Source organism: Coprococcus sp. AF21-14LB, from assembly GCF_003458885.1.
In the GTDB taxonomy this organism is placed as follows: Bacteria; Bacillota; Clostridia; order Lachnospirales; family Lachnospiraceae; genus UBA9414.
This window is the reverse complement of the sequence record NZ_QRVX01000042.1, coordinates 1-21531: the sequence shown is the minus strand read 5'-3', so window position 1 is coordinate 21531 and position 21531 is coordinate 1. Positions and strand designations below refer to the sequence as shown.

28 protein-coding genes are annotated in these 21531 nt (G+C 38.9%); all 28 read right to left on the bottom strand.

Annotated elements, in window-relative coordinates:
• Positions 1–356: 356 nt before the first annotated feature.
• The 28 genes from fliB to DWX73_RS10035 all read right to left on the bottom strand — a co-directional run bounded on the left by fliB (position 357) and on the right by DWX73_RS10035 (position 21403).
• Positions 357–1340 (bottom strand): flagellin lysine-N-methylase, encoded by a 984-nt coding sequence (gene fliB, locus DWX73_RS10170; protein ID WP_242996827.1) that lies wholly within the window; start codon positions 1338–1340, stop codon positions 357–359.
• 20 nt (positions 1341–1360) lie between these two features.
• Entirely contained in the window at positions 1361–1711 is a 351-nt protein-coding gene (gene rsfS / locus DWX73_RS10165) for a ribosome silencing factor (protein ID WP_118348678.1), read from the bottom strand.
• Positions 1712–1725: 14 nt separating this feature from the next.
• Complete coding sequence (yqeK, locus tag DWX73_RS10160; protein ID WP_118348677.1) at positions 1726–2310, bottom strand: bis(5'-nucleosyl)-tetraphosphatase (symmetrical) YqeK; 585 nt, start codon at positions 2308–2310, stop codon at positions 1726–1728.
• Positions 2298–2921, bottom strand: a complete 624-nt coding sequence (gene nadD, locus DWX73_RS10155; protein WP_118348676.1) for a nicotinate-nucleotide adenylyltransferase — start codon at positions 2919–2921, stop codon at positions 2298–2300. The genes yqeK and nadD overlap by 13 nt, the downstream gene beginning before the upstream one ends.
• A gap of 53 nt (positions 2922–2974) precedes the next feature.
• The gene (gene yhbY / locus DWX73_RS10150) at positions 2975–3265 is read right to left on the bottom strand and encodes a ribosome assembly RNA-binding protein YhbY (protein ID WP_118348675.1); all 291 of its coding nucleotides are present in this window, start codon (positions 3263–3265) and stop codon (positions 2975–2977) included.
• Between the two features lie 17 nt (positions 3266–3282).
• On the bottom strand, positions 3283–4569 hold the full coding sequence (gene obgE / locus DWX73_RS10145) for a GTPase ObgE (protein ID WP_118348674.1): 1287 nt from the start codon (positions 4567–4569) through the stop codon (positions 3283–3285).
• Positions 4570–4630: 61 nt separating this feature from the next.
• Positions 4631–4918, bottom strand: coding sequence for a 50S ribosomal protein L27 (gene rpmA, locus DWX73_RS10140; protein ID WP_118348673.1), 288 nt, complete (start codon positions 4916–4918; stop codon positions 4631–4633).
• Positions 4919–4923: 5 nt separating this feature from the next.
• On the bottom strand, positions 4924–5256 hold the full coding sequence (locus tag DWX73_RS10135) for a ribosomal-processing cysteine protease Prp (RefSeq protein WP_118348672.1): 333 nt from the start codon (positions 5254–5256) through the stop codon (positions 4924–4926).
• A gap of 9 nt (positions 5257–5265) precedes the next feature.
• Positions 5266–5574, bottom strand: a complete 309-nt coding sequence (rplU, locus tag DWX73_RS10130; RefSeq protein WP_118348671.1) for a 50S ribosomal protein L21 — start codon at positions 5572–5574, stop codon at positions 5266–5268.
• A gap of 102 nt (positions 5575–5676) precedes the next feature.
• Positions 5677–6093, bottom strand: a complete 417-nt coding sequence (locus DWX73_RS10125) for a CBS domain-containing protein (protein ID WP_118348670.1) — start codon at positions 6091–6093, stop codon at positions 5677–5679.
• 24 nt (positions 6094–6117) lie between these two features.
• Positions 6118–7437, bottom strand: coding sequence for an aspartate kinase (locus DWX73_RS10120; RefSeq protein WP_118348669.1), 1320 nt, complete (start codon positions 7435–7437; stop codon positions 6118–6120).
• A 35-nt stretch (positions 7438–7472) separates the two neighbouring features.
• Positions 7473–8063 (bottom strand): HAD family hydrolase, encoded by a 591-nt coding sequence (locus DWX73_RS10115; RefSeq protein WP_242996825.1) that lies wholly within the window; start codon positions 8061–8063, stop codon positions 7473–7475.
• The gene (gene ybaK, locus DWX73_RS10110; protein WP_118348667.1) at positions 8044–8553 is read right to left on the bottom strand and encodes a Cys-tRNA(Pro) deacylase; all 510 of its coding nucleotides are present in this window, start codon (positions 8551–8553) and stop codon (positions 8044–8046) included. Before ybaK ends, DWX73_RS10115 begins: the two co-directional genes overlap by 20 nt.
• A gap of 3 nt (positions 8554–8556) precedes the next feature.
• Complete coding sequence (locus DWX73_RS10105; protein ID WP_330413618.1) at positions 8557–9444, bottom strand: ribonuclease E/G; 888 nt, start codon at positions 9442–9444, stop codon at positions 8557–8559.
• Positions 9441–9749, bottom strand: a complete 309-nt coding sequence (locus tag DWX73_RS15100; protein WP_330413617.1) for a hypothetical protein — start codon at positions 9747–9749, stop codon at positions 9441–9443. Before DWX73_RS15100 ends, DWX73_RS10105 begins: the two co-directional genes overlap by 4 nt.
• A gap of 16 nt (positions 9750–9765) precedes the next feature.
• Positions 9766–10470, bottom strand: coding sequence for a TIGR03936 family radical SAM-associated protein (locus tag DWX73_RS10100; RefSeq protein ID WP_118348666.1), 705 nt, complete (start codon positions 10468–10470; stop codon positions 9766–9768).
• Entirely contained in the window at positions 10454–12319 is a 1866-nt protein-coding gene (locus DWX73_RS10095) for a TIGR03960 family B12-binding radical SAM protein (RefSeq protein WP_118348665.1), read from the bottom strand. The genes DWX73_RS10100 and DWX73_RS10095 overlap by 17 nt, the downstream gene beginning before the upstream one ends.
• 489 nt (positions 12320–12808) lie before the next feature.
• Entirely contained in the window at positions 12809–13603 is a 795-nt protein-coding gene (locus DWX73_RS10085; RefSeq protein ID WP_118348663.1) for a hypothetical protein, read from the bottom strand.
• A complete protein-coding gene (locus DWX73_RS10080) occupies positions 13593–14093 on the bottom strand; it encodes a sigma-70 family RNA polymerase sigma factor (protein ID WP_118348662.1) in 501 nt (166 codons plus the stop codon). Before DWX73_RS10080 ends, DWX73_RS10085 begins: the two co-directional genes overlap by 11 nt.
• 224 nt (positions 14094–14317) lie before the next feature.
• Positions 14318–15514, bottom strand: a complete 1197-nt coding sequence (locus DWX73_RS10075) for a hypothetical protein (RefSeq protein ID WP_118348661.1) — start codon at positions 15512–15514, stop codon at positions 14318–14320.
• A 3-nt stretch (positions 15515–15517) separates the two neighbouring features.
• Positions 15518–16384: an ABC transporter ATP-binding protein gene (locus DWX73_RS10070; protein WP_118348660.1), complete on the bottom strand. Its 867-nt coding sequence runs from the start codon at positions 16382–16384 to the stop codon at positions 15518–15520.
• Entirely contained in the window at positions 16375–17109 is a 735-nt protein-coding gene (locus DWX73_RS10065) for a hypothetical protein (protein ID WP_118348659.1), read from the bottom strand. Before DWX73_RS10065 ends, DWX73_RS10070 begins: the two co-directional genes overlap by 10 nt.
• A 2-nt stretch (positions 17110–17111) precedes the next feature.
• Complete coding sequence (locus DWX73_RS10060) at positions 17112–17573, bottom strand: RNA polymerase sigma factor (RefSeq protein WP_118348658.1); 462 nt, start codon at positions 17571–17573, stop codon at positions 17112–17114.
• A 395-nt stretch (positions 17574–17968) separates the two neighbouring features.
• Positions 17969–18298 carry a TfoX/Sxy family protein gene (locus DWX73_RS10055; RefSeq protein ID WP_118348657.1) on the bottom strand — a complete coding sequence of 110 codons (330 nt, stop codon included), beginning with the start codon at positions 18296–18298 and terminating at the stop codon, positions 17969–17971.
• 26 nt (positions 18299–18324) lie between these two features.
• A complete protein-coding gene (locus DWX73_RS10050; protein WP_118348656.1) occupies positions 18325–18720 on the bottom strand; it encodes an SRPBCC family protein in 396 nt (131 codons plus the stop codon).
• A gap of 275 nt (positions 18721–18995) precedes the next feature.
• Entirely contained in the window at positions 18996–19556 is a 561-nt protein-coding gene (locus tag DWX73_RS10045) for an HD domain-containing protein (protein WP_118348655.1), read from the bottom strand.
• Between the two features lie 249 nt (positions 19557–19805).
• Complete coding sequence (locus tag DWX73_RS10040) at positions 19806–20231, bottom strand: hypothetical protein (protein WP_118348654.1); 426 nt, start codon at positions 20229–20231, stop codon at positions 19806–19808.
• The gene (locus DWX73_RS10035) at positions 20228–21403 is read right to left on the bottom strand and encodes an ABC transporter permease (RefSeq protein ID WP_242996822.1); all 1176 of its coding nucleotides are present in this window, start codon (positions 21401–21403) and stop codon (positions 20228–20230) included. The genes DWX73_RS10040 and DWX73_RS10035 overlap by 4 nt, the downstream gene beginning before the upstream one ends.
• Positions 21404–21531 lie beyond the last annotated feature (128 nt).

Below are 21531 nucleotides of genomic sequence, written 5' to 3'. Positions count from 1 at the left end.
TAAGAGAGAATAAAAAAGCATCCATAATTCGTTGCTTTGTAAATTTAGACATCGCTTCTCCTTATGATTGTATATTTTTATAAGACTATACAGCTTATTATACTCGATATGAAATAGTTTTCAAGGCATTTTCATGAAATAAAAATTATAGCCATATGTGGTCTGTTTTGCTAATTCTCTCGATAATCTATCACATCAATTCATAATGCAAAGAAGAAATTGCTCCAGATGATAAATGTTGTTTTCTTGAAATACCTGGTCTAATCTGTTTAAATTCGGATCTGAATGTTCGATTTCTCTTGCATATCGATGTGCTAAGTCTGTAAAATCATCGAATGACAGCTGTTTCCCTTGTTTCAGCCACATACCATGGCAAGTTCAAGAATGAAGATTGTGCTGAATAAAGCCAGCTTTATCTTACTTTCTGCTTCTTCATCATAAACTGCTCCACAGAAATAGGTAAAACACCAGAATATCATCAGTTGTTCAGAATAAACTTCAAGAGACTCAAATGTGCTCAAAAATTCTGCACGAGAACGAAGGTAGTGTTCCATATCATTTTGGTAGAGTTCATTTCGGATGTCTTTTAAGAGCACCTGCCATTCCGGACGCAGCACTTCCAGTTCATCGAGGACGGCACCCATTTGCTGCAGAATTTTATAACGTTCTTTTTCACGATTGCTATATGATTTGAGAGCTGTTTCGAAAAATGGAATCATCCGATCAGAGCGATATCGGTCCAGTATATCATCAATTTCGAAAAGACTGTTTTTATCAATTCGAATCTGAATATCGTGAGCCAACGCTGCTACAATTGCCATGCGAACCGACATTTGCAGATTGCGGTCTTGTAAAATCTGAAAGATCAGCTCTCGCGTATCAGACAATTTAGTAAAAAGGAAGAAATCAAAATATTCATAAGTTTCTTCGCGGGAATCTTCCTTTGTAAGAAAACGAACAGGTTCTTTTTCTCCCAGAATGATTCTGGCAGCTTCCGGACAAGACAGGGAAAGGGAAATTTCGCGCAATCCCTCAAATTCTTCCGTATGTCTTGGATAGTTCCGACAAGTTCTGCAAAGCATGTTTGCCCCGCACTCTTTATAAATATCGCAAAGATTGTCTTCATTTAGAAATTCACAGCGTCCTCCCTGCTGAAGAAATGCATGTGCTTTCCAATCGATACCATTCTGAAGACGATTCCCGAAACCACCCTTGACCTTGCTGTATTTTTTCAAAGAACGATTATCAATCATAATCTGCCAGCCGGCACAACAAGTATCCGGACATTTATCAGCAATACAGCGAAATTGTTTATAATAGTGGGGAATGGTATATTGCATATAAATTGTTCTCCCCGCTTTTACAGAGTATTTAATTCAATCCGCTGTCCATCTTTCCAGATACGTTCCAGATCATAGAATAAACGATTTTCTTTATCGAATACATGCACGATAATGTCTGCGTAATCAAGTAATACCCAATTTCCAGCGCCATAACCTTCACGCTGTCTTGCTTCACATCCAACTTTGTGGAGTTCTTCTTCAACAGAATCTACCAGTGCGTTTACCTGATTCGAGTTTGTACCATTAGCGATAATAAAATAATCTGCAAGTACAGACACTTTTGAGATATCGATTACACAGATATCTTCGCCTTTTTTCTCTTCCAGCGCTTTGCATGCAATACGCGCCATTTCTCTTGAATTAACCATAAATAGTTCCTCCTTTAACGGTTTTGAATGATTGTTTTATAATATTGATACGTCTGTTCTGTCATCGGGTCCATAGGAAAACCTCGCAGACGGATATAAGAAAGGGAATCTTCCAAAATATAGTACATACATAAATCAAGATCCTGATAGGCTAGTTTTCGGATATGATCAAGGCGCGGCGCTTCACATCTTCCCGGTTCTATATAATCTGCAATATAAATAATCTGATCAAGCAGATTCATCTCCGGACATCCGGTCGTGTGAACTTCAATGGAATGACAGATCTGTTCGTCTTTTATGCCGTATTTATTCCATGTCAATGCAGCACCCAGTTTTGCGTGAAGAAGTCCTGGGTTCCTTTCTTCGATTTCAGATACATTCAGCTGAAATTTCCGACAAAGATTTAATTTTTGATCATTTGGGATGCATTTAGCACAGTCATGAAGAAGTCCGGCATACATAGCCTGACTGAGGTCTGCTCCATGGCACATAGCCAGTGAAGCTGCTGTATACATAACTCCGAGCGTATGCTGATAGCGTTCTTTATCCAAATGCTCTTTCACTTTTTTGCGCAGTTTTGTGAGAGCTATCTGATCCATTTCTTATCACCTTCATATAAATGTTTTTCTTTAATATAATTCCATACACATTCCGGGAGGCGGCCATGCTCCAAACTTCCGGATGCGAGTTCTTGACGTATTTCACTTGAGGAAACTGGAAATACGGGCATTTTTAACATTAAAATCTTTGTTTGATAAAGTCTTTCCAGTCGTTTGATCTCTAGATCCATTTTTTCATTATCAACATCATCTCGACAGGCAGCAAGAAAAGTACATGTTTTTGCAAGACGCTCCGGATGTTTCCATTGTTCCAGCGTGAGTACAGAATCTGCACCTACAATAAAATAGAAAGTGTGTTCCGGCCAATATTTCCGAAATGTTTCCATTGTATCATAAGAATAAGAAACGTCTTTTCTCTTTGCCTCATAGGTGCAAAGTTCAAAATCCGGTTCTCCGGAAATTGCGAGTTCTATCATTTTAAGTCGATGTGCCAGACGCATATCCGCATCCTGACCGAGTTTATGAGGCGGTCTTCCATTTGGAAGAAACCAGATTTTATCAAGATGAAATTGTGTCAGTGCACATCGCGCTAATGCGAGATGGCCATTGTGAATAGGATCAAACGTGCCTCCCATAATACCGATTTTCATAATGATTCCAAAATCCTGCGCAAAACAAAATGTCTGCGCAGGATTCCTTTCTTTTATGGTAATACGATTTTCTTTTTGTCGTCTTTTCCCTCTTTGTACAGGACAATTTTCTTGCCAATTACCTGCACAACTTGAGAACGTGTACGTTCTCCGAGAATCTGTGCTAATTCTTTTGGATCATCAGCACAATTCTGAAGCACGTTGATCTTAATCAATTCACGCGCTTCTAAAGCTTCTGCAATTGCTGTGGTAAGCTCCGGTGTAATGCTCGATTTACCAATCTGCAGAATTGGATCCATTGTCATTGCAAGGCTTTTTAAGTAAGCTCTCTGCTTTGTTGTCATAATCGTTTCTCCTTCTGTTATTCTTTATAATAATCAAACTGAAGTCCATACATTTTTACAGTGTCACCTTCCTGAATTCCGGCTTTCTCAAGATCAGCAAGAATTCCTGTATTCTTTAGGAATTTTTGGAAGAACAGGAAGCCTTTTTCAGAATCCAGATTTGTATAACCTAGCATTTTTTCAATTTTTGGTCCTTCAACAACATACATGCCATCTACAACTTCTACTGTATATGGAAGATTTTCGTGGATCAGTTCATCTCCCGGGAAGAATTCCTGTTCAAAAGTGATCGGTTTCTGATCCATTGTCTTTAATTGTTCTGCTACATAATAAAGAAGTTCATTGATCCCTTCACCGGATACCCCTGAAATCTTAAATACTTTTATTCCCTGAGATTCAAATTCTTTTCGGATTCGTTCCACCGGGTCTTCATCTTCTGTGTAAATTAAATCAGATTTATTGGCAGCAATTACCTGTGGACGGGATGCGATTTCAGGATTATAAGATTTTAATTCCGCATTGATCTTATAAATATCTTCCACCGGATCACGACCTTCTGTGCCGGCGGCATCTACCACATGAATCATCATTTTAGTACGTTCTATATGACGCAGAAACTCATGTCCGAGTCCAAGTCCTTCGGAAGCACCTTCAATCAGTCCGGGAATATCTGCCATAACAAAACCGTCACCATTCGGCAAGTCTACGACACCAAGATTTGGATTGATTGTAGTGAAATGATAGTTAGCAATCTTTGGGTTCGCATTTGTAACTCTTGAAAGTAATGTAGACTTTCCTACATTTGGAAATCCGACAAGCCCTACATCTGCGATAACTTTTAGTTCCAACATCACCCAAAGTTCCTGAGCTGGCTGGCCCGGCTGTGCATACTTTGGCACCTGCATTGTAGAAGTGGCAAAATGCATGTTGCCAAGTCCACCCTTGCCGCCCTTTAAGATCACCTGACGTTTGTTCTCGCCGGACATATCCGCAATCACTTTTCCAGATTCTGCTTCTTTAATAATTGTTCCTTCCGGTACTTTCAGGATCAAATCCTGAGCGTTCTTTCCATGACAGCGTCTTTTTCCGCCTTCTTCTCCATTTTTTGCTGTGAATTTTGTTTTATGACGGAAATCATACAGTGTATTTAGACCTTCATCTACTTCAAAAATAATATCGCCGCCTCTTCCGCCATCGCCGCCGTCCGGTCCGCCATTCGGAACATACAGTTCTCTTCGAAAGCTGACATGTCCGTCGCCGCCTTTTCCTGAACGGATATAGATTTTAGCTCTGTCTGCAAACATAGTTCTCTCCTTAAAAAACGAGGCCTCAAACCAAAAGATTTGAAGCCTGTGATTATGCATTTTATTCAGCTGTTACTGGGTAGATAGAAACCTGTTTTTTGTCTCTACCTTTTCTCTCAAATCTAACAACACCGTCTACAAGAGCGAATAATGTATCGTCTCCACCGCGTCCTACGTTCAGTCCTGGATGGATTTTTGTTCCACGCTGTCTGTAAAGGATGTTACCAGCTTTAACAAACTGTCCGTCAGCTCTTTTAGCACCTAATCTTTTTGATTCAGAGTCTCTACCGTTCTTTGTAGAACCAACTCCTTTTTTGTGAGCGAAAAATTGAAGGTTCAATTTCATCATGGTCGTTACACCTCCTTGTAAATTATATCAATATATCGTCCATAATGCTCATCATCTTCCATGTCCTGTAAACCAAGAATCATGGTTCTCAATAATAAGTCAGCTTCTTTTGTAGGCCGTGCCGACAGCTTATAGTGAATCATTCCGCTCTCTTCTTCCGAGTCACAAGTGAAATCATCAGAAGTAAATGCTTCAATCGCATTCATCGTATTAATCACTAAGATGGACGCTGCAGCACAGACAATATCTTCACCGGAATCTGCATATCCGGCATGTCCCAATGTCTGAAATCCTACAAACTCATTAAATTCATTCTTATAAATTGTTACCTGAATCATAGTCAGTTATTAAGCATTGATCTTTTCAATCTTAACTTCTGTGTACTGCTGTCTATGACCATTTTTCTTATGGTAGCCAGTTTTTCTCTTATATTTGTAAACGATAACTTTTTTAGCTTTTCCGTCACCGATTACAGATGCTTCAACTGTTGCTCCTGCAACTGTTGGAGTTCCAACTTTTAATTCGTTGTCACTTACTGCAAGAACCTGGTCAAATGTGTAAGCTGTACCAGCTTCTACACCAAGTTTCTCTACTCTAATGATATCGCCTTCAGCTACTTTGTACTGTTTACCACCTGTTGCTATAATTGCGTACATATGGCACCTCCTATTATCATTACTCGCCAGTTTCGGCGGCTGCAATGCAGCACTTTGAAACCCCACTGTGCGGCATACCTCTGTATTATAGCATTGACTTATTTATTCGTCAATACATTTTTTTAATTTTTCGAAACAGTAACTCATAATATCACTTCTTGTTACAATTCCGATAAAGTTTTCCTGATCATCTACGACAGGAACGAAGTTCTGAGACATTGCTTTTCCAAACAAATCTTCTACGTCAGCAAGGATACTGACACATTCATAATCTCTCTTTCTTCGGATATCTGATACAGAAATCCGTTCTGCTTCTTTCAGATTTAGATTCGAGAGTTCTTTAATATACCAGAGCAGATCACCTTCGGTAATACTTCCTACATATTTTCCCGCTCTGCTGATCATCGGAATTGAGCTGTACCGATGATACTCCATTGTTTCTAAAACCTGACGTAAGGTGTAATCGGAATAAATCACTGCTACTTCTGCTTTTGGTTTCAGAAAAAATAAAATATTCATAATAATTTCCTTCCTGATTGTCAATTACAGCTGTGTTGTCACGAAAATATCATAAATTGCTTTGATCGCCGGGGCAAAATCACATGATTTTACACCTATGATCACATTTAATCCGCTGGAGCCCTGGTCAATCATTTTTACCTCGACATTTGCATGTGCGAGAGCTGAGAAGATTCTTCCGGCAGTTCCTCTTGCAGAGCGCATTCCTCGTCCTACTACTGCGATCAACGCCAGATCCGATTCCAATTCAATCAGATCCGGACCTACCGCCCGCTGAATCCCTGCTACGACCTGTTGTTCATATGGCTCAAAGTCTTCCTGACGTACATAGACAGTCATAGTATCAATGCCGGAAGGCATATGTTCAAAAGCAATCCCGTGATCTTCAAATACTTGCAGGACCTTTCTTCCATAACCAATTTCAGCATTCATCATAGCTTTTTCTATATGAACAGAAACAAAGCCTTCTTTTCCTGCAATCCCGGTAATTGTGTATTTTGGTTTTTTACATGTACTTTCTACAATGTAAGTCCCCGGTTCTTCCGGATTGTTTGTATTACGGATATTGATTGGAATTCCTACTTTTCTGACCGGAAAGATTGCTTCCTCATGAAGCACAGTTGCCCCCATATAAGACAATTCCCGAAGTTCACGGTAAGTAATCGTCTCAATCATTTCCGGGTTTTTAATAATTCTTGGATCAGTTACCATGAATCCGGATACATCTGTCCAGTTCTCATAGAGATCTGCATCAATTGCCTTTGCCACAAGCGATCCGGTAATATCAGAGCCTCCTCTGGAAAATGTTTGGATGGTTCCATCCGGTTTTGCACCGTAAAATCCAGGAATTACAGCAGTAGGTTCCTGAGAAAGGCGTTTCTTGAGCTGCATATCTGTACGCGCATCATCAAAATTTCCATTTTCATCAAAAAAGATGACTTCAGCTGCATCAATAAACGGCATTTCCAAATAAGCTGACATAATAATACCGTTTAAATATTCACCTCTGGATGCGGCATAGGCGCTTCCGGCCTTTGCTTCAAACTGTTTCTGAATTTCTTTAAATTCTTCTTCTAATGATAAGGAAAGCTCCAGTCCTTCAATGATTTTTTCATAACGTTCCTGAATTGCTTCCAGTGTATCAAGAAAATATTCTCCATCTTCTGCTTTTTTATAGCAGCTGTACAGCATATCGGTCACTTTTATATCACGATTATGGCGTTTGCCCGGAGCTGACGGCACTACGTATTTGCGTGCAGGATCTTCCAAAATGATTTTTTTTACTTTTTTGAATTGTTTTGCACTTGCAAGAGAGCTTCCACCGAATTTTACTACTTTCTGCATCTAAAAGAGTTCCTCCTCATGTATCTTTCGTTTTCCTATGTCGTTTCTTTTAAAATAGTCTTCTCCATTCCAGGCACCCATGTAATACCACAAATACCAAGTTCCCGGGCCTTCGCTGTGTTTTCATCCCGGTCATCATAAAATAGAGCATCCTCTGGTTTTATATCATAACGCTCTAACAGGATTTTGTAAATCTTTTCTTCCGGCTTTATACATTTTTCTTCATAAGAAAACACTCCGCCATCAAATTGTTCTAAAAAGGAAAGAACATCCTTCGATGCATTCCGCAGATATTCTGAGTAATTTGATAGATAGTAAATGCGAAAGCCTTTCGAGCGGTAATATGCAATCAGTTCATCTGTATACGTATATTTCCAGACACAACCGGACAGATGTCCATATACTTGACGGATTTGTGCTTCGCAGTCAGGCGCATTTTCAATGAATGCCTCAAGCCATGTTGTTTCATCATAAACACCTGCGTCTCCCTGCTGCCATGTATCGCTCAAAAAAATTGCCTCAGCTACCTTCTGATAAGTTTTTTCATCAAATCCGAAACGATCCATCAAATGTTTCCAGTCATATTCTACAAGTACCTTTCCGAGATCAAAAATAACTGTGTTCATCAATCTGTTCCTCCCTTACCACATCAGCAAAAATCGCATCTGCAGCTCTTTTGAGATCTTCCGGAGCAAGACAAATCTGCATACCAATCTTTCCGCCGCTTACAAAAATATGCTCCTGCTCTTTTGCGTCTTCCTGGATCACGGTCGGGAATTTCTTTTTCATCCCAATGGAAGTACATCCCCCGCGAACATATCCGGTTACTTTCGTCAGCTCACTCAAGTGGAGCAGTTCCATAGATTTTTCTTTTACAGAAGCCGCTGCCTTTTTCATATCTAATTCTTTTTCAATCGGAATCACAAACACATAATAACCTTTGCTTTTGCCGACGGTGACAAGCGTTTTGAAAACCTGTTCATGTGGAAGCCCTAATTTGTCTGCCGTCTGGATTCCATCTGTAAATTCATCACATTCATAAGTCTCATAAGTAAAAGGGATTTTCAGTTTTTCCAGAATTCGCATTGCATTTGTTTTTAACTCTTTCTTACCCATGTATTAACTCCTTCGCTTTTGACATACTTCATGGAGTGGTTTTCGTACTTTACGTCTTGTTACTTCCACAAGTTGCAGCTTTGTTATATCAATAACATCTGTCCGTATCGGATCTGTTTGAAGCTGATTCTTTAAAAATGATAAGAGTTCCTGCTGTTCTTCTGACGCTTCCATATTAATGAAATCAATCAAAATAATTCCGGACAAATTGCGGAGTCGGATCTGCCGTGCAGCTTCTGCGGCAGCTTCCCGATTTATTTTGTAAAAGGCATCAGGATCATTCTTCTTTAAGACACATTTCCCGGAATTAACATCAATCACAGTTAAGGCTTCTGTCGGCTGAATAACGAGATAAGCACCTGATTTCATCCAAACGCGTTCCGCCAGTGCTTCTTCAAGTACATGTTCAACGGAATATAACTTGTGAAGTGGGAGCAAGGAATCTTCATAGCGAATAAGTTTCTTTGTATCTTCTTGCTGTTCTTCCTTCAGAAATTGGAAAACCTCATCAAATAATTGTGCGTCTTCTACGAGAATTTCCTGGAGACCGTCCTGGTAAATATTTTTCAAAGCAGCCAAATATTCTCTTGGCGCCTGTTTCATACATGAAAAACATGTGCGGGATTGTGCCAGCAATTTCAACTGCTCATACGCCGCAATCTGTTTATCGATTTCAGCTTTCAATTCAGCCAGCGATAACTGTGCAGCATTGGTCCTGACAATAAACCCGTAGGAGGAATTAGCATAATCAGCCAGTGCTTCCTTCCATAGCGTTCGCTGTTCTTTCGGAAACTTTGAAGAAACACCGATTTGGGTATTTCCATGCGTCAGCACAATATATTTTCCGGTCAGGCTCAAATTTGATGTTACCGTTGGGACTTTTGTTTTCACTGCTTCACGCTCAATCTGTACAAGCAGTTCATCGCCGATACAAAGCGGTTTTTTCCGATTTTCTTCGTAAAAATCGGAGAGGGATTATCGTTCATCTGATAATAGCATTCTACACCGGGTTGTATTTCAATAAATGCAGCCTGAATATTCTTTACAATATTTTTTACTTTACCTATGTAAATGTCACCGACATGAAACTGCCTGTTGTCCGGTTTTTCTACATGGAGTTCAACAATCTTTCCATTCTCTAAAACAGACGAAACAATATTATGATTGATCCGGCACAAAATAAGTTTTCGTTCCATGTTTTTTCTCTACTTTCTATTCAATTTCATGGCCGAGCGCATCAAGTGGTACAAATCTGCGTTGCTCATCTTCTTCCAGCGCAGCATACACTTCCAAACGATGATGCGCAAAATCCACGCTATCTGCATCGAGTCCAAGATACTGTAAAAAGGCCTCTAAAACAGTAGATGGTTTCAGATTTTCACGGCTTCCTGTGGCAACCTGCATGAAGATTTCATTGTTGCGGACTTCTAATTGATAGATCATTGGCCGTATATTTACTTCCTGTTCACTTTTCTTTGTTTTTTTTCGGACAACAATCTCTGATTCGGCAAAAAAGCTTGATAATGTTTCTTCCCAGTTATCCGGAAGCGTTCCTTTCACGGGTCTTGATAAATAATCTGCCGCTTCTACGATCGCCATTCCCGTACTCTTTTTTTCATCAGGAATTTCAACAAAACTAACCACTTCCATTCCTTCCACCATTGTCGCATTCATGCGGCGTATCGCTTCTGCGGAAGAAATAGGTTCTGTCAGCTCTATATCAAAATACTCACCATCACTGGTCAAACCAACGCCAAGGGGATTGGCAAATGACATAATCATATGCGGACTAAATCCGCCTGTAAATGCAATCGGAATATCTGCACGGCGCATTACCTTCTGAAAATAACGCATCACATCCAGATGTCCGATAAATTTCATCACTCCGTTTTTCCGAAATTTAATTCTTACTTTCAATGCAGACACCTCCCTGATATTTCAATGCACCGCAGCCCTGACATTGCTCACGACAGTTTGGAGTCACTTCTCCATTCATGGCACGGTTCCATTCACGTTTTAAAAATGCTTTTGTAACGCCGGCATCGATAAAATCCCATGGAAGAATTTCATCCAGATCGCGTTCCCGCATTGTGTAGAATTCCATATCAATCCCGGTATTCTCAAACGCCTGCAGCCAAAGATCATTGCGGAATGTCTCGCTCCAGGAATCATAAATACATCCGAGACGATAAGCTTCTAAAAGGGCTTTTCCAACACGCCGGTCACCTCTTGCAAATACGCCTTCCAGTACAGTGACATCCGCCTCATGCCAGTTGTATTTTAAGCTCTTGTGATTTAACTGTTCTTTCATTTCATGATTTACTACATGCGCTTTGTGAAGATAATCTTCTTTACGGCACATCGTTGCCCACTGGAATGGCGTAAACGGTTTTGGAATAAAAAATGAAGTACTTGCAGTAATCTGACATTTTCCATTTCTCTGGTCTTTTGGAATTTCATAATAGCGTCTTGCTACTTTATCTGCCAGGCGGGCAATATCTTTCATATCTTCTTCTGTCTCTGTCGGAAGACCAAGCATAAAATAGAGTTTGACTTTTGACCATCCGGCTTCGAAGGCTTGTCCGGCGCCATCTAAAATGACTTCTTCGGTTAAGCCTTTATTAATAACATCGCGCATACGCTGGGAGCCTGCTTCCGGAGCAAACGTCAGACTGCTTTTCTTCACATCCTGAACTTTTTTCATAACGTCAAGTGAGAACGCATCGATCCGAAGAGACGGAAGTGAAATGTTAATTTTCTTTTTCTCACATACATCAATCAGGAAATTAACAAGCTCCGGAAGTTTTGAGTAATCACTGGAGCTAAGGGAACTAAGGGAAATTTCCTCATGACCGGTGTTTTCCAACATTTTTACTGCATATTCTTTTAACATTTCAAGATTACGTTCGCGCGTTGGACGATAGAGCATTCCTGCCTGGCAGAAACGGCACCCACGGATACAGCCACGCTGGATCTCCAATACGACACGGTCCTGAGTTACCTTAATAAATGGTACAACCGGTTTTTCCGGATAGTATGTATTTGTCACATCCAATACCATTTGCTTTTTAATAATCGGCTGTGCATTAGGATGATTTGGAACAAAAGATTCAATCGTGCCATCTTCTTTATAAACAACATCATAAAGAGAAGGAACATAGATTCCTTCCACGGTAGCTGCAGCTTCCAAAAATTCTTTTCTGGAACGTCCCGCCTTTTTATATTCTTTATAAAGATCAATCAATTCAAAATAAACGGTCTCTCCTTCTCCAATATAGAAAAGATCAAAAAAGTCTGCAATTGGCTCCGGATTAGAGACACACGGCCCGCCGCCAATCACAATTGGATGCGCTTCTGTTCTGTCTTTTGCCAGAAGCGGAATCTGACTTAAATCAAGCACCTGCAAAATATTGGTATAACACATTTCATACTGAATTGTAATACCTAGAAAATCAAAGTCTTTGATCGGATCTTGGGATTCCAGTGCAAAAAGTGGAATCTGCTCCTCGCGCATTACTTTGTCAAGGTCAATCCATGGGGAGTAGACACGTTCGCACCAGATATCATCCCGGCGATTTAACATATCATAGAGAATCTGGATTCCTAAATGAGACATGCCAATTTCATACACATCCGGAAAACACATAGCGAAGCGTACGTCTACGTTCTCCTTGTCTTTCATCACCGAGTTCACTTCGTTCCCGATATAACGGGCCGGCTTCTCGATTTTTAGTAGTATTTCGTCATTTAAAGCTAGTTTTCTCATGAAAACCTCCATATTTTTTTGTATAATCTAAATAATATTTCCCATTCATAGTTTGGTTGTAATTCACTATTTATTTGGTGGCTTCCATATTCACCCAGCATAAATATGAAAAGCCGTTTAAATTATACTAAGCATTAGGAATTGTGTCAATGATTGTGACATATCTTCCCATATTCAAAGGAAGTATTTGATTTCTGTAAGCCATTTGCGGAAGCTTTGCTTTTTCCGTAGCATTATGCAATAAGGTGAACAACAACAGTGCTGCTCACCTCTATTTTCAAAATTTATATACTTTGTACTCTTACATTTTTTTAATTCATCTAAATATTTACGCTTTTCTTCTTCAGGAATTTTCAGACCTTCCATTGCCTGTTCTACCGACCTCCCCATTGTTTCCATAAGTTTTCTAATTGAAAGAACAATTCCTTTCTCAGATCCTTTTTCTTATTGGATTATCCTATAAGAAATGTTATCAATAAAATGACTTTTCTATTCCATACTATCCACAATCTCTTTGATCATCTCTATAGAGGTGCGTCCACACAAAGTATATCGAATACCATCTGCAACAAAAACCGCACATTTTTCTGAGATGTAATCTTCGGACATATGCTTTCCCGTTGTATCCTGAATAAGATTTACCTTATATCCCTGTTTAGATGTATAGTTTTCCACATACTCATAAAATCCCAAATAATCTGTATCCCATCCTTGATCCAACTGTTTCTGGCTTAAAACCAAATCCATTGACAGCGATATCGGAGAATAATACGCTTCTCCATGTTCGTACTGATACCGTTCTTCCTCTTCCAGATAGATATAGTTATTTGTATCTCCTATGATATAATTCTCCATTTTTATAATCGCATAATCTTTCCGGTCAGTTTCCATACTCCCTTGCAGATACGACTGATCTGTTGCGTACTTGCTCTCTAGCAGATCAATCCCAAGATTAGACTGCAGCATAGCGTAATCAGAAAAATCTTTGTGAATATGCCCATATTGATCTACCTCTGCATTAAGAGGCGCCATTTTTACAATCTTCATCTCATCCAGCTCCGGAAGGGTGGTTGCATTCACGTTTACTTTATTCAAAAAATAATAACCTGCAAACGCAGTAGTTCCGCCAATCAAAAAAGTAAGTGCAATGATAGCCGCATACCGCAGCATCGAATGAGACATCCGTTTCTTCGAATTTCCTAAAACGGTTTTCTTCATACGATCTGTAAACACAATCGTATAAAGTTCTGTGTCTATTTTTTGTTTCATTTCTTTACAATCCATAACCTGCCTCCATCAAAATTTTCCTGAGCTTTTTTCGGGCTCGGTTTACACGTTGTATTGTTAGATTTTCTGATTTTCCAATCACCTGTGCAATTTCTTTCATGGACAGTTCCTGATAGTAATATAAAATAATTACTTCTCTGTCCTGAACTTCCATACTTTGAATAGCTCTGGTTATACTATCCCTTTCCAACACATTCTCTATGGGATCAGCAACAACAGTCTGCATATTTTCTTCCAGTTTCCAGCGCCCTAGCCGGAACCAGTTCATCCGCATGATATTTTTGCAGCAGTTAATGGCAATCTTTGTAAGCCATGTCTTTTCACTGGATTTCTGGTGAAAACTGTCATAATGTTTCAGTGCTTTTATGAAGGTTTCCTGTGCTGCATCTTCTGCCAAGTGATAATCCTTCAAATAGAGGTAGCACATCCGCAGTACTGCATCGCCATATTCTGTTATCATTCGCTCTATTTCTTGCTCTGCCGGCATCCTATTTCCCTCCTTCACTTCTTAGACACAGCAATTACCTAAAATATTACATCATTTCCGAAATTTTTCATAAAATTTCTTATAAGTTAATTGTAAAACTGACTTCTATTGTATGAAATTGCAAAAGTAGCTTCAATCCAAATCTACTTTTTATAGTCAAACAGCCATTTACAAGTATAAAATAGCAGAAAGATACAACTACTTTTGTCTATAAATTAGTTTACTTATCTTTTCCCTCTCACAAACCCTCTGTAAGCAAATACACACAACAGCAAAATTACCACGCTATAAATCACCGGCACATACTCATAGCTTTTCAGATACATTCCGCCCAGCTTCCAAAATCTCTCATAAAACAAACTTTCCCAACTTGCAAAAGGCCCCGGGAGTAAAGATGCGATTCTCCGCAAGGTTATCATCCAGGATGGAATCATTTCTTTTACCACAGATAATAAACTTAACAAAACTCCCACCAGAACAGGCCCAAAAGCACTGTTCATTCTGGCAGAACAAAACATCACCACAGCCGCCAGAACAAGCAGGGAAATCTCACTGGCAAAGAATAACAGCAACAGCATCTCTCCTATGGTAAAAGGATAACTGCTAAGCAAAAGCGTGTCTATCACCTGCATAGGTGCACTAAGACTTCCCGCACCATAAATAAGAATCTCCATTGCCAGGCTGAGGCCAAAAGTAATCGCCCCAAGAAAGAAGGTAAAAGAAAATCCTGTAATCAGCTTCGCTGCCACCAGACTTCCATGCCCCTTCCTGGAAGAACGCTGAAGCATATCCATACCTGTACTGTATTCCTCTGCGAAAACCGGTGCTACACAAACTGCCACCGACATGGCTAAAACAATCATATTAGACATCCAATGCACAGAAAATTTTTCATAGCTCTCACAATAAGAATAGGTAAATGGTATGACGATTTTCTGATTCTGCTCTCTATGCTCCTGAATTGCACCAGAATCAAGCCCTGCTGCTTTCCAAGCCTTCTCCATGTTCTTCTCTCTTGCGGCATAAAATTTATCCGCTGGGATTTCTCCCTGAAATTCAGGTGCGAGGCTTTCCATCCACCAGGAAAGACGTTGTGCCGAGGCAAACTCCCTTTGTGCTGTTTTATAATTCTCCCAGGTAATTTTACCGTTCTCTCTGTCTTTTAAATAAGACTTATACTCCTGTGCATGCTCCTCTAAGAATTCCTCTTTCAGCACAGTTCCGTTTAACTTTTCTCCGCCTTCACGCCTGATTTGAATTTCTTCCAAATGGCTCATCACCTTATGGTCATCTACATAAACACTGCCGAACAGAGAAAGATTAGAACACAGAAGTACCACAAACAACATGGCAAAAATACTAATCCAGACAGATTTTCGCTTAAACATCTTCTTATACTCAAAGAAAACCAACTCCCTCATCTTCTATTCTCCTCCTTCTCCTTTGAAATAGTAAAGATACAAATCTTCCAAAGCAGCCTCCACGCTCACAGCATCTGCAGAGGGCCTTTGTTCACCTACAACCCGTAAAAATGCACCCTCAGCGCCCTCTCTCATATTCACCACCGCATATTGCTCCAGTATCTGCGTCTCCCAGGCAGGGTTCACCTTACATTCCCAGACCTTTCCCTGAATCGGTTCCAGAATATCCGGCAAACTTCCTTTCTGAAGAATAGTACCTTCTTTCATCAATAAAATCTCATCAGCAATATACTCAATGTCCGAAACAATATGCGTCGACAAGATTACAATCCTGTCTTGACCCAGGCGGGAGATCATGTTGCGGAATTTTACCCTTTCTTTTGGATCCAGACCTGCAGTAGGCTCATCTAAAACCAGAAGCTTCGGATTATTTAGAAGTGCCTGTGCAATTCCAAGCCTTTGCTTCATTCCTCCGGAGAAAACTGCTATTTTCTTCTTTTCCGAACCCTTTAAATTCACTGCTTCCAGCAATTTCTCAATTCTTACCTTTGCCTTGTTTCTGGGAATCCCCTTTAGTGCTGCCATATACATCATAAAATCCCAGGCTGTAAAATTAGGATAATACCCAAATTCCTGTGGCAGGTACCCAAGACAATTTCTATATTCCTCTTCTTTTACAGAAAACCGGTCCAAAGAAATTTCACCACTGTCAGGGCTTAACACACCGCAAATCATGCGTAAAAGTGTGGTTTTTCCTGCCCCATTCGCTCCCAGAAGTCCGTAAACCCCAGGTTGCATTTGCAGAGACACCTTGTCTACTGCAATTTTTGCAGAAAACTGTTTTGTCACACGGGAAATTTTCAATTCCATACACATACCTCCAGATTTTTTCTATATTGTTTTATTTGCCTTTCCAGTATCACTGCCAAAATCACTAACATTCCCATCCAGAAAACCAAATACGCCTTTTCGTACATCCAATCCATTCTCTCTATAGAAAAAATGTGAACACCTGCCATCGCCACTCCCATCCCAAGACTTACATCCCGAAGCTCCAGAGAAGGGATTCGTCTGCAAATCCAAAGAGAAGAAACGGAATTAAAAAGTAATGGAACTGTCAAATAAAAGAGACAGGGAATCACATCAACTACAGAATTCCGGGAAATGAGAATACACCCGCAAATGACTAGAAGAGTTGCTGCACCGGACAAAAGAAACAATCTTGCCAGCATCACCTGTTCCAGACGATGCCTTGCACTCATTTCCAGTTCCTGCATCCCGAAGCGTACTGATTTTGAAATCTCACTAGCCAGAAGTGCCACCATAAATGGGAGTACTGCACAAAAAGCCGCCATCATTCCCCTGGAAAAGCCTTTATCCATAAGGAATTTTCCCAGAAAAAAACCTGTAAAAAACAAAATGATATATCCTGCCCAAACCAGTTTTCCAATATAGAAAAACTGAATCCGCAAAAATTCCCCAAAAGAAATCTGTGGATAAGAAAAGTTCTGCAAAAATTCCTCCTTTCTTTCAGGTACCGGAGGAGAATATAAGTTTTCCAGTTCTGTTTTTAATATATCCTGATTTTTTTTCATCTTCACACCTCATTTCCAACACAAAAATATTCTCTCAATCTTCTCAATGCTTCCTTTTCTCTTCGATATACTGCAAATCTGGATAATTCTAGCACTTTACCCACTTCTCCTGGACTCAACCCATCCACATAGCGCAGCAAAAGCAGTTCCTGAGTCTGCCTGTCCATCTGAAGAATAGCCTGTTTTAAATCCAGAGAAAGTTCTGCCTGTTCCAAAGGCCAGACATGTTCTTTTACTTTGTGTTCCACTTCTTCCTGTAATTCCTCTTTTTTCCGATAAACATCTATACAAAGATTTTTTGCAATGGTATAGAGATAAGCTATCTGTTTTTCCGGATGCAAAGAAGGATTCCTGTGAAAAAAACGCAGAAAAGTTTCCTGTGTTAAATCTTCTGCCAATTCTTTTCTGCCTGTATGAAAATAGCAATACCGATAAAGCCGGTCATACATTTCTTCCAACTCCATGTTTTTCCCTCCTTCTATGATGTATAACGAAATTTTCAATCCAACTGTGCGGAGAAATCATAAAGAATTTTGCAAAAATTGAATGCAGAACTAACTTCTGGTTTGGATCCATAAAAATTTTCACAAAAGTAACTTCAAGCCTCAATCCAAATCTACTTTATATAGTCAAATAGTCATTTGCAAGCATAAAATAGCAGTAAGAAAGTTTTCACTACTCTCTTACTGCTATCAAGTCTCTAATATGGAATCTCATTATGAAATTCATCACTATGTAATTCTATCCTGGTTGGTCTTTATATTTTTATACATTGCCAGTAAACTTATTATAGAAAACCATTATAAAAATTCATTGCATTTTGTCACAAAGATAAATCACAATAGTTTCGATTGCAGGACTAAAACGTAAGTTGTTTATTTTTAGGTTTTGGCATTGGTAGTTCATCATATATTACATTAAACAACCCCGTCAGAAAATCTTTATTATCAATTTCTTCCACTAATAACATTTCTTTGGCATTTGGGTATGGAATTTCGTAAGTAACTGTCGGCATATAAGAAATCGCAGAAGTTGTTGGTTTTACCAACAACTTATCATCATATATACCGCCAACGATTTTTCCACGATAATAGATAATAAATTCTCCCATCATTGCACGATATGTTATTTCTTGTAATTCTGATAATTGTTCTAAAACAAAGTGTAAATAATCTTTACTTGAAGCCATTTCTAAATCTCCACTCTTAAATTTTATTATTCCAATGCTTTCTTTAAGTCCAGCACAAATTGCTTTTGTTGTTTTTTCAAATAGGTTTTTACAAAAGGTTTCATAAACCACTTTTTAGGTATCACATTTTCTGTAAAGTCTATTTGTGTTTCATTCCCTTTGCCCGCAAAAATACCAACCCAGTGACCTTTCATGTTGCTATTATCCATATCAAATTCCCAGCGTTTATATGGTTCTACAACGGTAACGGTAAATGTAGTAGCATATCCATTTTTTGTGTATTCAATAAATTGTTTGTCATTTATTATTTCTGTTTTGCTCAAATCGCTTCGCCATAAGTTATATTTATCAACAGCTAAAACAATGTTCCAAACTTTTTGAATATCATTATTGATAATTGTATTTATATTGGAAACTGCCACTTTTTTATTCCCCCTTTTAAAATTACCGTTTATCGTTTTTTCATATCCACATTATAGCATTCTCATATCGGCCCTACAATAAAATTTTATGTACCGATAATCTTATTGAACAGCTCTAACAGACACCATTTCATTACTCCAATCTGAAATTTGGGGCAAGAAAAAAGCAGTCAATCATAAGATCAGACTGCCCATCCATTTATTCAAATTCATATGCACAACTGTTACGATTCGTATCATATTTGCAAAGCTCTCATTCTGCTCCATAGAGTTCTCTATTGTTTATTAATCTTAGTAAGAGTATCCTCCCTAATAGCATTTCGCAAGTCAGATAAATATTTTGAAAAATTAACTCTATCATCTGCATAAGTTAGGTTTAAGGTAAATTCATTTTCAGACCATGTCGATATGTCAGAAAAATTATGTTGAATCAATGCTTCTAAGCTATCTATTGCTTTGTATATTTTCGCTTCAATGGATTTTCTTTCTTCCATTTCCTTATATAATGCTCTCATTTCCACTTGAGTAACTTCGGGTAATGATTCAATCCATTCATTAAGCAGAGTTTCTTCCGCATCTTCATGCTCTTTTGTTTTCATAAAAGTAGGAATATCTCCTGTAAAGCATTCTCCCAAATCGTGAATGATGCACATCTGAATTACTTTATTCATATCAGCATCTGGAAACTCATTCTTCATAAAAAAAGCCATTACAGTCATCATCCAACTATGTTCTGCCACACTTTCATGTCTTCCTTTTGTGGTATAACAATGTCTGGTTGTATCTTTTAATCTTTCTGCAATAATTAAGGTATCTAGTAGTTCTCTTACTTCCATGTTTTCTCCTCCAATTTCACATTCCCTGCTTACACTATAAGTTCAAGATATTCATCAATACATACGTGTTCATAACAAAATTTAATATTGTATCGAGAGTTTTATATTTGCTTTTTATATCATAGTTTTAATTATAAAGAAATCATTTCACGCTGTAAATAGATATGTCATTTTATCTTCCAGCGCAATATTTATTCAGCATTTCATATCCGACTAGTTTTTTCCAAGGTGCATACCATTTTGGAGTATTTATAAGTATTTCAGCGAAACTAAAATTTTCTCCCCATTCTCATAGTCACATATAAAACGGCTGTCGGATTGTTTTGTCAGCAAAAAGAATTTTTCGTTTGTTTCAAGATTAAATTGTGCAGCATTATCGGTTGTTTCTGCTTTTGCTCTGTCGAAGCATTTCTGCTGTTCCACCTTCAGCATCCCGATCTGCTTTGCAGTCAAATCATATACATCCTGCCTGCCAGCATTCTTTCCAATATCATTGATCTGCATTACACGCTCCAGATATTCCGCATACCCCTGCGGAAGTAATTCATCCGCAGGGATGATCAATTCTTTCGTGTCTGAGCATCGAATTTTCTCAATCAGCGTTCCTATGATTTGGGGCGAAAGCACTAGAATATCTTGGTTTCCTGTAATGCGTATCGTATATTCGCATATCAATTTTCCATTCCTCTTAATCTTTCTACAAGTGCTTCTTTTGAAAAGCTGTGCATTGACACAATGGTAATTAGCAGCGGGACAGCAATCAGTACAACGGTATATGCAAGGACAAATACTGTTGGGAATTTGAATGAAATGTAAAATGCTCCTCCGTTATAAAGTAAATGTGTAAGCGCATATCCTAACAGCGTACCGATTGTCATCGTTACAGCCACAGCCACAAACACTAAGAGCAGGCTCTCGCCTAAAAGCATCTTTCGTATTTGACCTTTTGACATACCGATAGATTCAAGCATTGCAAGCTCCTGTTTACGGGTAACAATATTGGTAATCAGCGTATTCATCATACTTAAAATACTGAACATCATAATAAAAATCGCCAAACCGCTGATTGTTCCGAATATTGTATTTGCTGTTTGGGCGTAAGCCACTTTTCTGTCGGCGTATGCTTCTAAAGATAGCTCTGCCCTTTGAGAAATCATTTCATTTAATGCTGCACCAACTGTGCTTTCCTTTTCTGCATCAACCGATATAAGAAGGTGGGCATTTAGGCTTTCATATGGAACAAATTTTTTCACAGCTTCCTCCGGCATAACAAACCAACCATCTAAACTGCTGGTATCCAAAGTATATTGATTATTTAACAGACCAAGCACCGTAACTTCTTTTTCTGTCATTTTACTGCCGTCATAATAGTGAAGTGTTAGAGTATCTCCAACACTAAACTGCCAACCATAGATTTCCTGCACATTTGTATTGTCTGCAACAAGGACATAGTCACCTGACATCAGTTTGTCATAATCAGCAGTTCCTTCTTCAATGTATTTTTCAATTTCCATTGTTTCTTCTTTGTTCATCGGATAAATATAATCATCATTGTCGTATTCATCCTGTTGTGGAAAATCAAAACTTACACCGAAACTTTTCAGTTCTTCTACTTTTTCCACCCCATCTATGGCAGAAATATCCTCTACCATTTGTTCTGTTATAGGTGTCTGTGCCTGCATTCCACTCATACCATTTTCGTTCAATTCAATCGCAGCCTCCGAATACTCAATATGGAACTCTGCTTCTTTCCAAATACCTTGCCTTGCATAATTATCCTTATCAAAAGAGGACATAAATGTTGCCGCCATCATAAATAGAATACCGCCAAGAGCCAGAGAAAGCATTGTTATGACCGCTTTCTTTGTAAACGCAAAATAGCGAGTACCTTGACATTTTTAGGCGGCTGCTTTGCAGCCACCGATATTTAAGCTTTGCGAATCCCTGCCGGAAGTTTTTCTGACCAGGGCAGAAG

Bases quoted from the DNA above. Each gene is read 5' to 3' on its own strand.
- DWX73_RS10055 (WP_118348657.1), bottom strand. From the start codon at position 18,298: ATGGCTTCAAGTAAAGATTATTTACACTTTGTTTTAGAACAATTATCA.
- DWX73_RS10065 (WP_118348659.1), bottom strand. From the start codon at position 17,109: ATGAAAAAAAATCAGGATATATTAAAAACAGAACTGGAAAACTTATAT.
- DWX73_RS10085 (WP_118348663.1), bottom strand. From the start codon at position 13,603: ATGGATTGTAAAGAAATGAAACAAAAAATAGACACAGAACTTTATACG.
- rpmA (WP_118348673.1), bottom strand. From the start codon at position 4,918: ATGATGAAATTGAACCTTCAATTTTTCGCTCACAAAAAAGGAGTTGGT.
- DWX73_RS10120 (WP_118348669.1), bottom strand. From the start codon at position 7,437: ATGCAGAAAGTAGTAAAATTCGGTGGAAGCTCTCTTGCAAGTGCAAAA.
- yqeK (WP_118348677.1), bottom strand. From the start codon at position 2,310: ATGGATCAGATAGCTCTCACAAAACTGCGCAAAAAAGTGAAAGAGCAT.
- ybaK (WP_118348667.1), bottom strand. From the start codon at position 8,553: ATGGGTAAGAAAGAGTTAAAAACAAATGCAATGCGAATTCTGGAAAAA.
- DWX73_RS10135 (WP_118348672.1), bottom strand. From the start codon at position 5,256: ATGATTCAGGTAACAATTTATAAGAATGAATTTAATGAGTTTGTAGGA.
- DWX73_RS10075 (WP_118348661.1), bottom strand. From the start codon at position 15,514: ATGAGGGAGTTGGTTTTCTTTGAGTATAAGAAGATGTTTAAGCGAAAA.
- DWX73_RS15100 (WP_330413617.1), bottom strand. From the start codon at position 9,749: ATGGAACGAAAACTTATTTTGTGCCGGATCAATCATAATATTGTTTCG.
- DWX73_RS10070 (WP_118348660.1), bottom strand. From the start codon at position 16,384: ATGGAATTGAAAATTTCCCGTGTGACAAAACAGTTTTCTGCAAAAATT.
- yhbY (WP_118348675.1), bottom strand. From the start codon at position 3,265: ATGACAACAAAGCAGAGAGCTTACTTAAAAAGCCTTGCAATGACAATG.
- rsfS (WP_118348678.1), bottom strand. From the start codon at position 1,711: ATGGTTAATTCAAGAGAAATGGCGCGTATTGCATGCAAAGCGCTGGAA.
- obgE (WP_118348674.1), bottom strand. From the start codon at position 4,569: ATGTTTGCAGACAGAGCTAAAATCTATATCCGTTCAGGAAAAGGCGGC.
- rplU (WP_118348671.1), bottom strand. From the start codon at position 5,574: ATGTACGCAATTATAGCAACAGGTGGTAAACAGTACAAAGTAGCTGAA.
- DWX73_RS10045 (WP_118348655.1), bottom strand. From the start codon at position 19,556: ATGGAAGTAAGAGAACTACTAGATACCTTAATTATTGCAGAAAGATTA.
- DWX73_RS10080 (WP_118348662.1), bottom strand. From the start codon at position 14,093: ATGCCGGCAGAGCAAGAAATAGAGCGAATGATAACAGAATATGGCGAT.
- DWX73_RS10115 (WP_242996825.1), bottom strand. From the start codon at position 8,063: ATGAACACAGTTATTTTTGATCTCGGAAAGGTACTTGTAGAATATGAC.
- DWX73_RS10125 (WP_118348670.1), bottom strand. From the start codon at position 6,093: ATGAATATTTTATTTTTTCTGAAACCAAAAGCAGAAGTAGCAGTGATT.
- DWX73_RS10060 (WP_118348658.1), bottom strand. From the start codon at position 17,573: ATGGAGTTGGAAGAAATGTATGACCGGCTTTATCGGTATTGCTATTTT.
- fliB (WP_242996827.1), bottom strand. From the start codon at position 1,340: ATGCAATATACCATTCCCCACTATTATAAACAATTTCGCTGTATTGCT.
- DWX73_RS10095 (WP_118348665.1), bottom strand. From the start codon at position 12,319: ATGAGAAAACTAGCTTTAAATGACGAAATACTACTAAAAATCGAGAAG.
- nadD (WP_118348676.1), bottom strand. From the start codon at position 2,921: ATGAAAATCGGTATTATGGGAGGCACGTTTGATCCTATTCACAATGGC.
- DWX73_RS10035 (WP_242996822.1), bottom strand. From the start codon at position 21,403: ATGCTTTCTCTGGCTCTTGGCGGTATTCTATTTATGATGGCGGCAACA.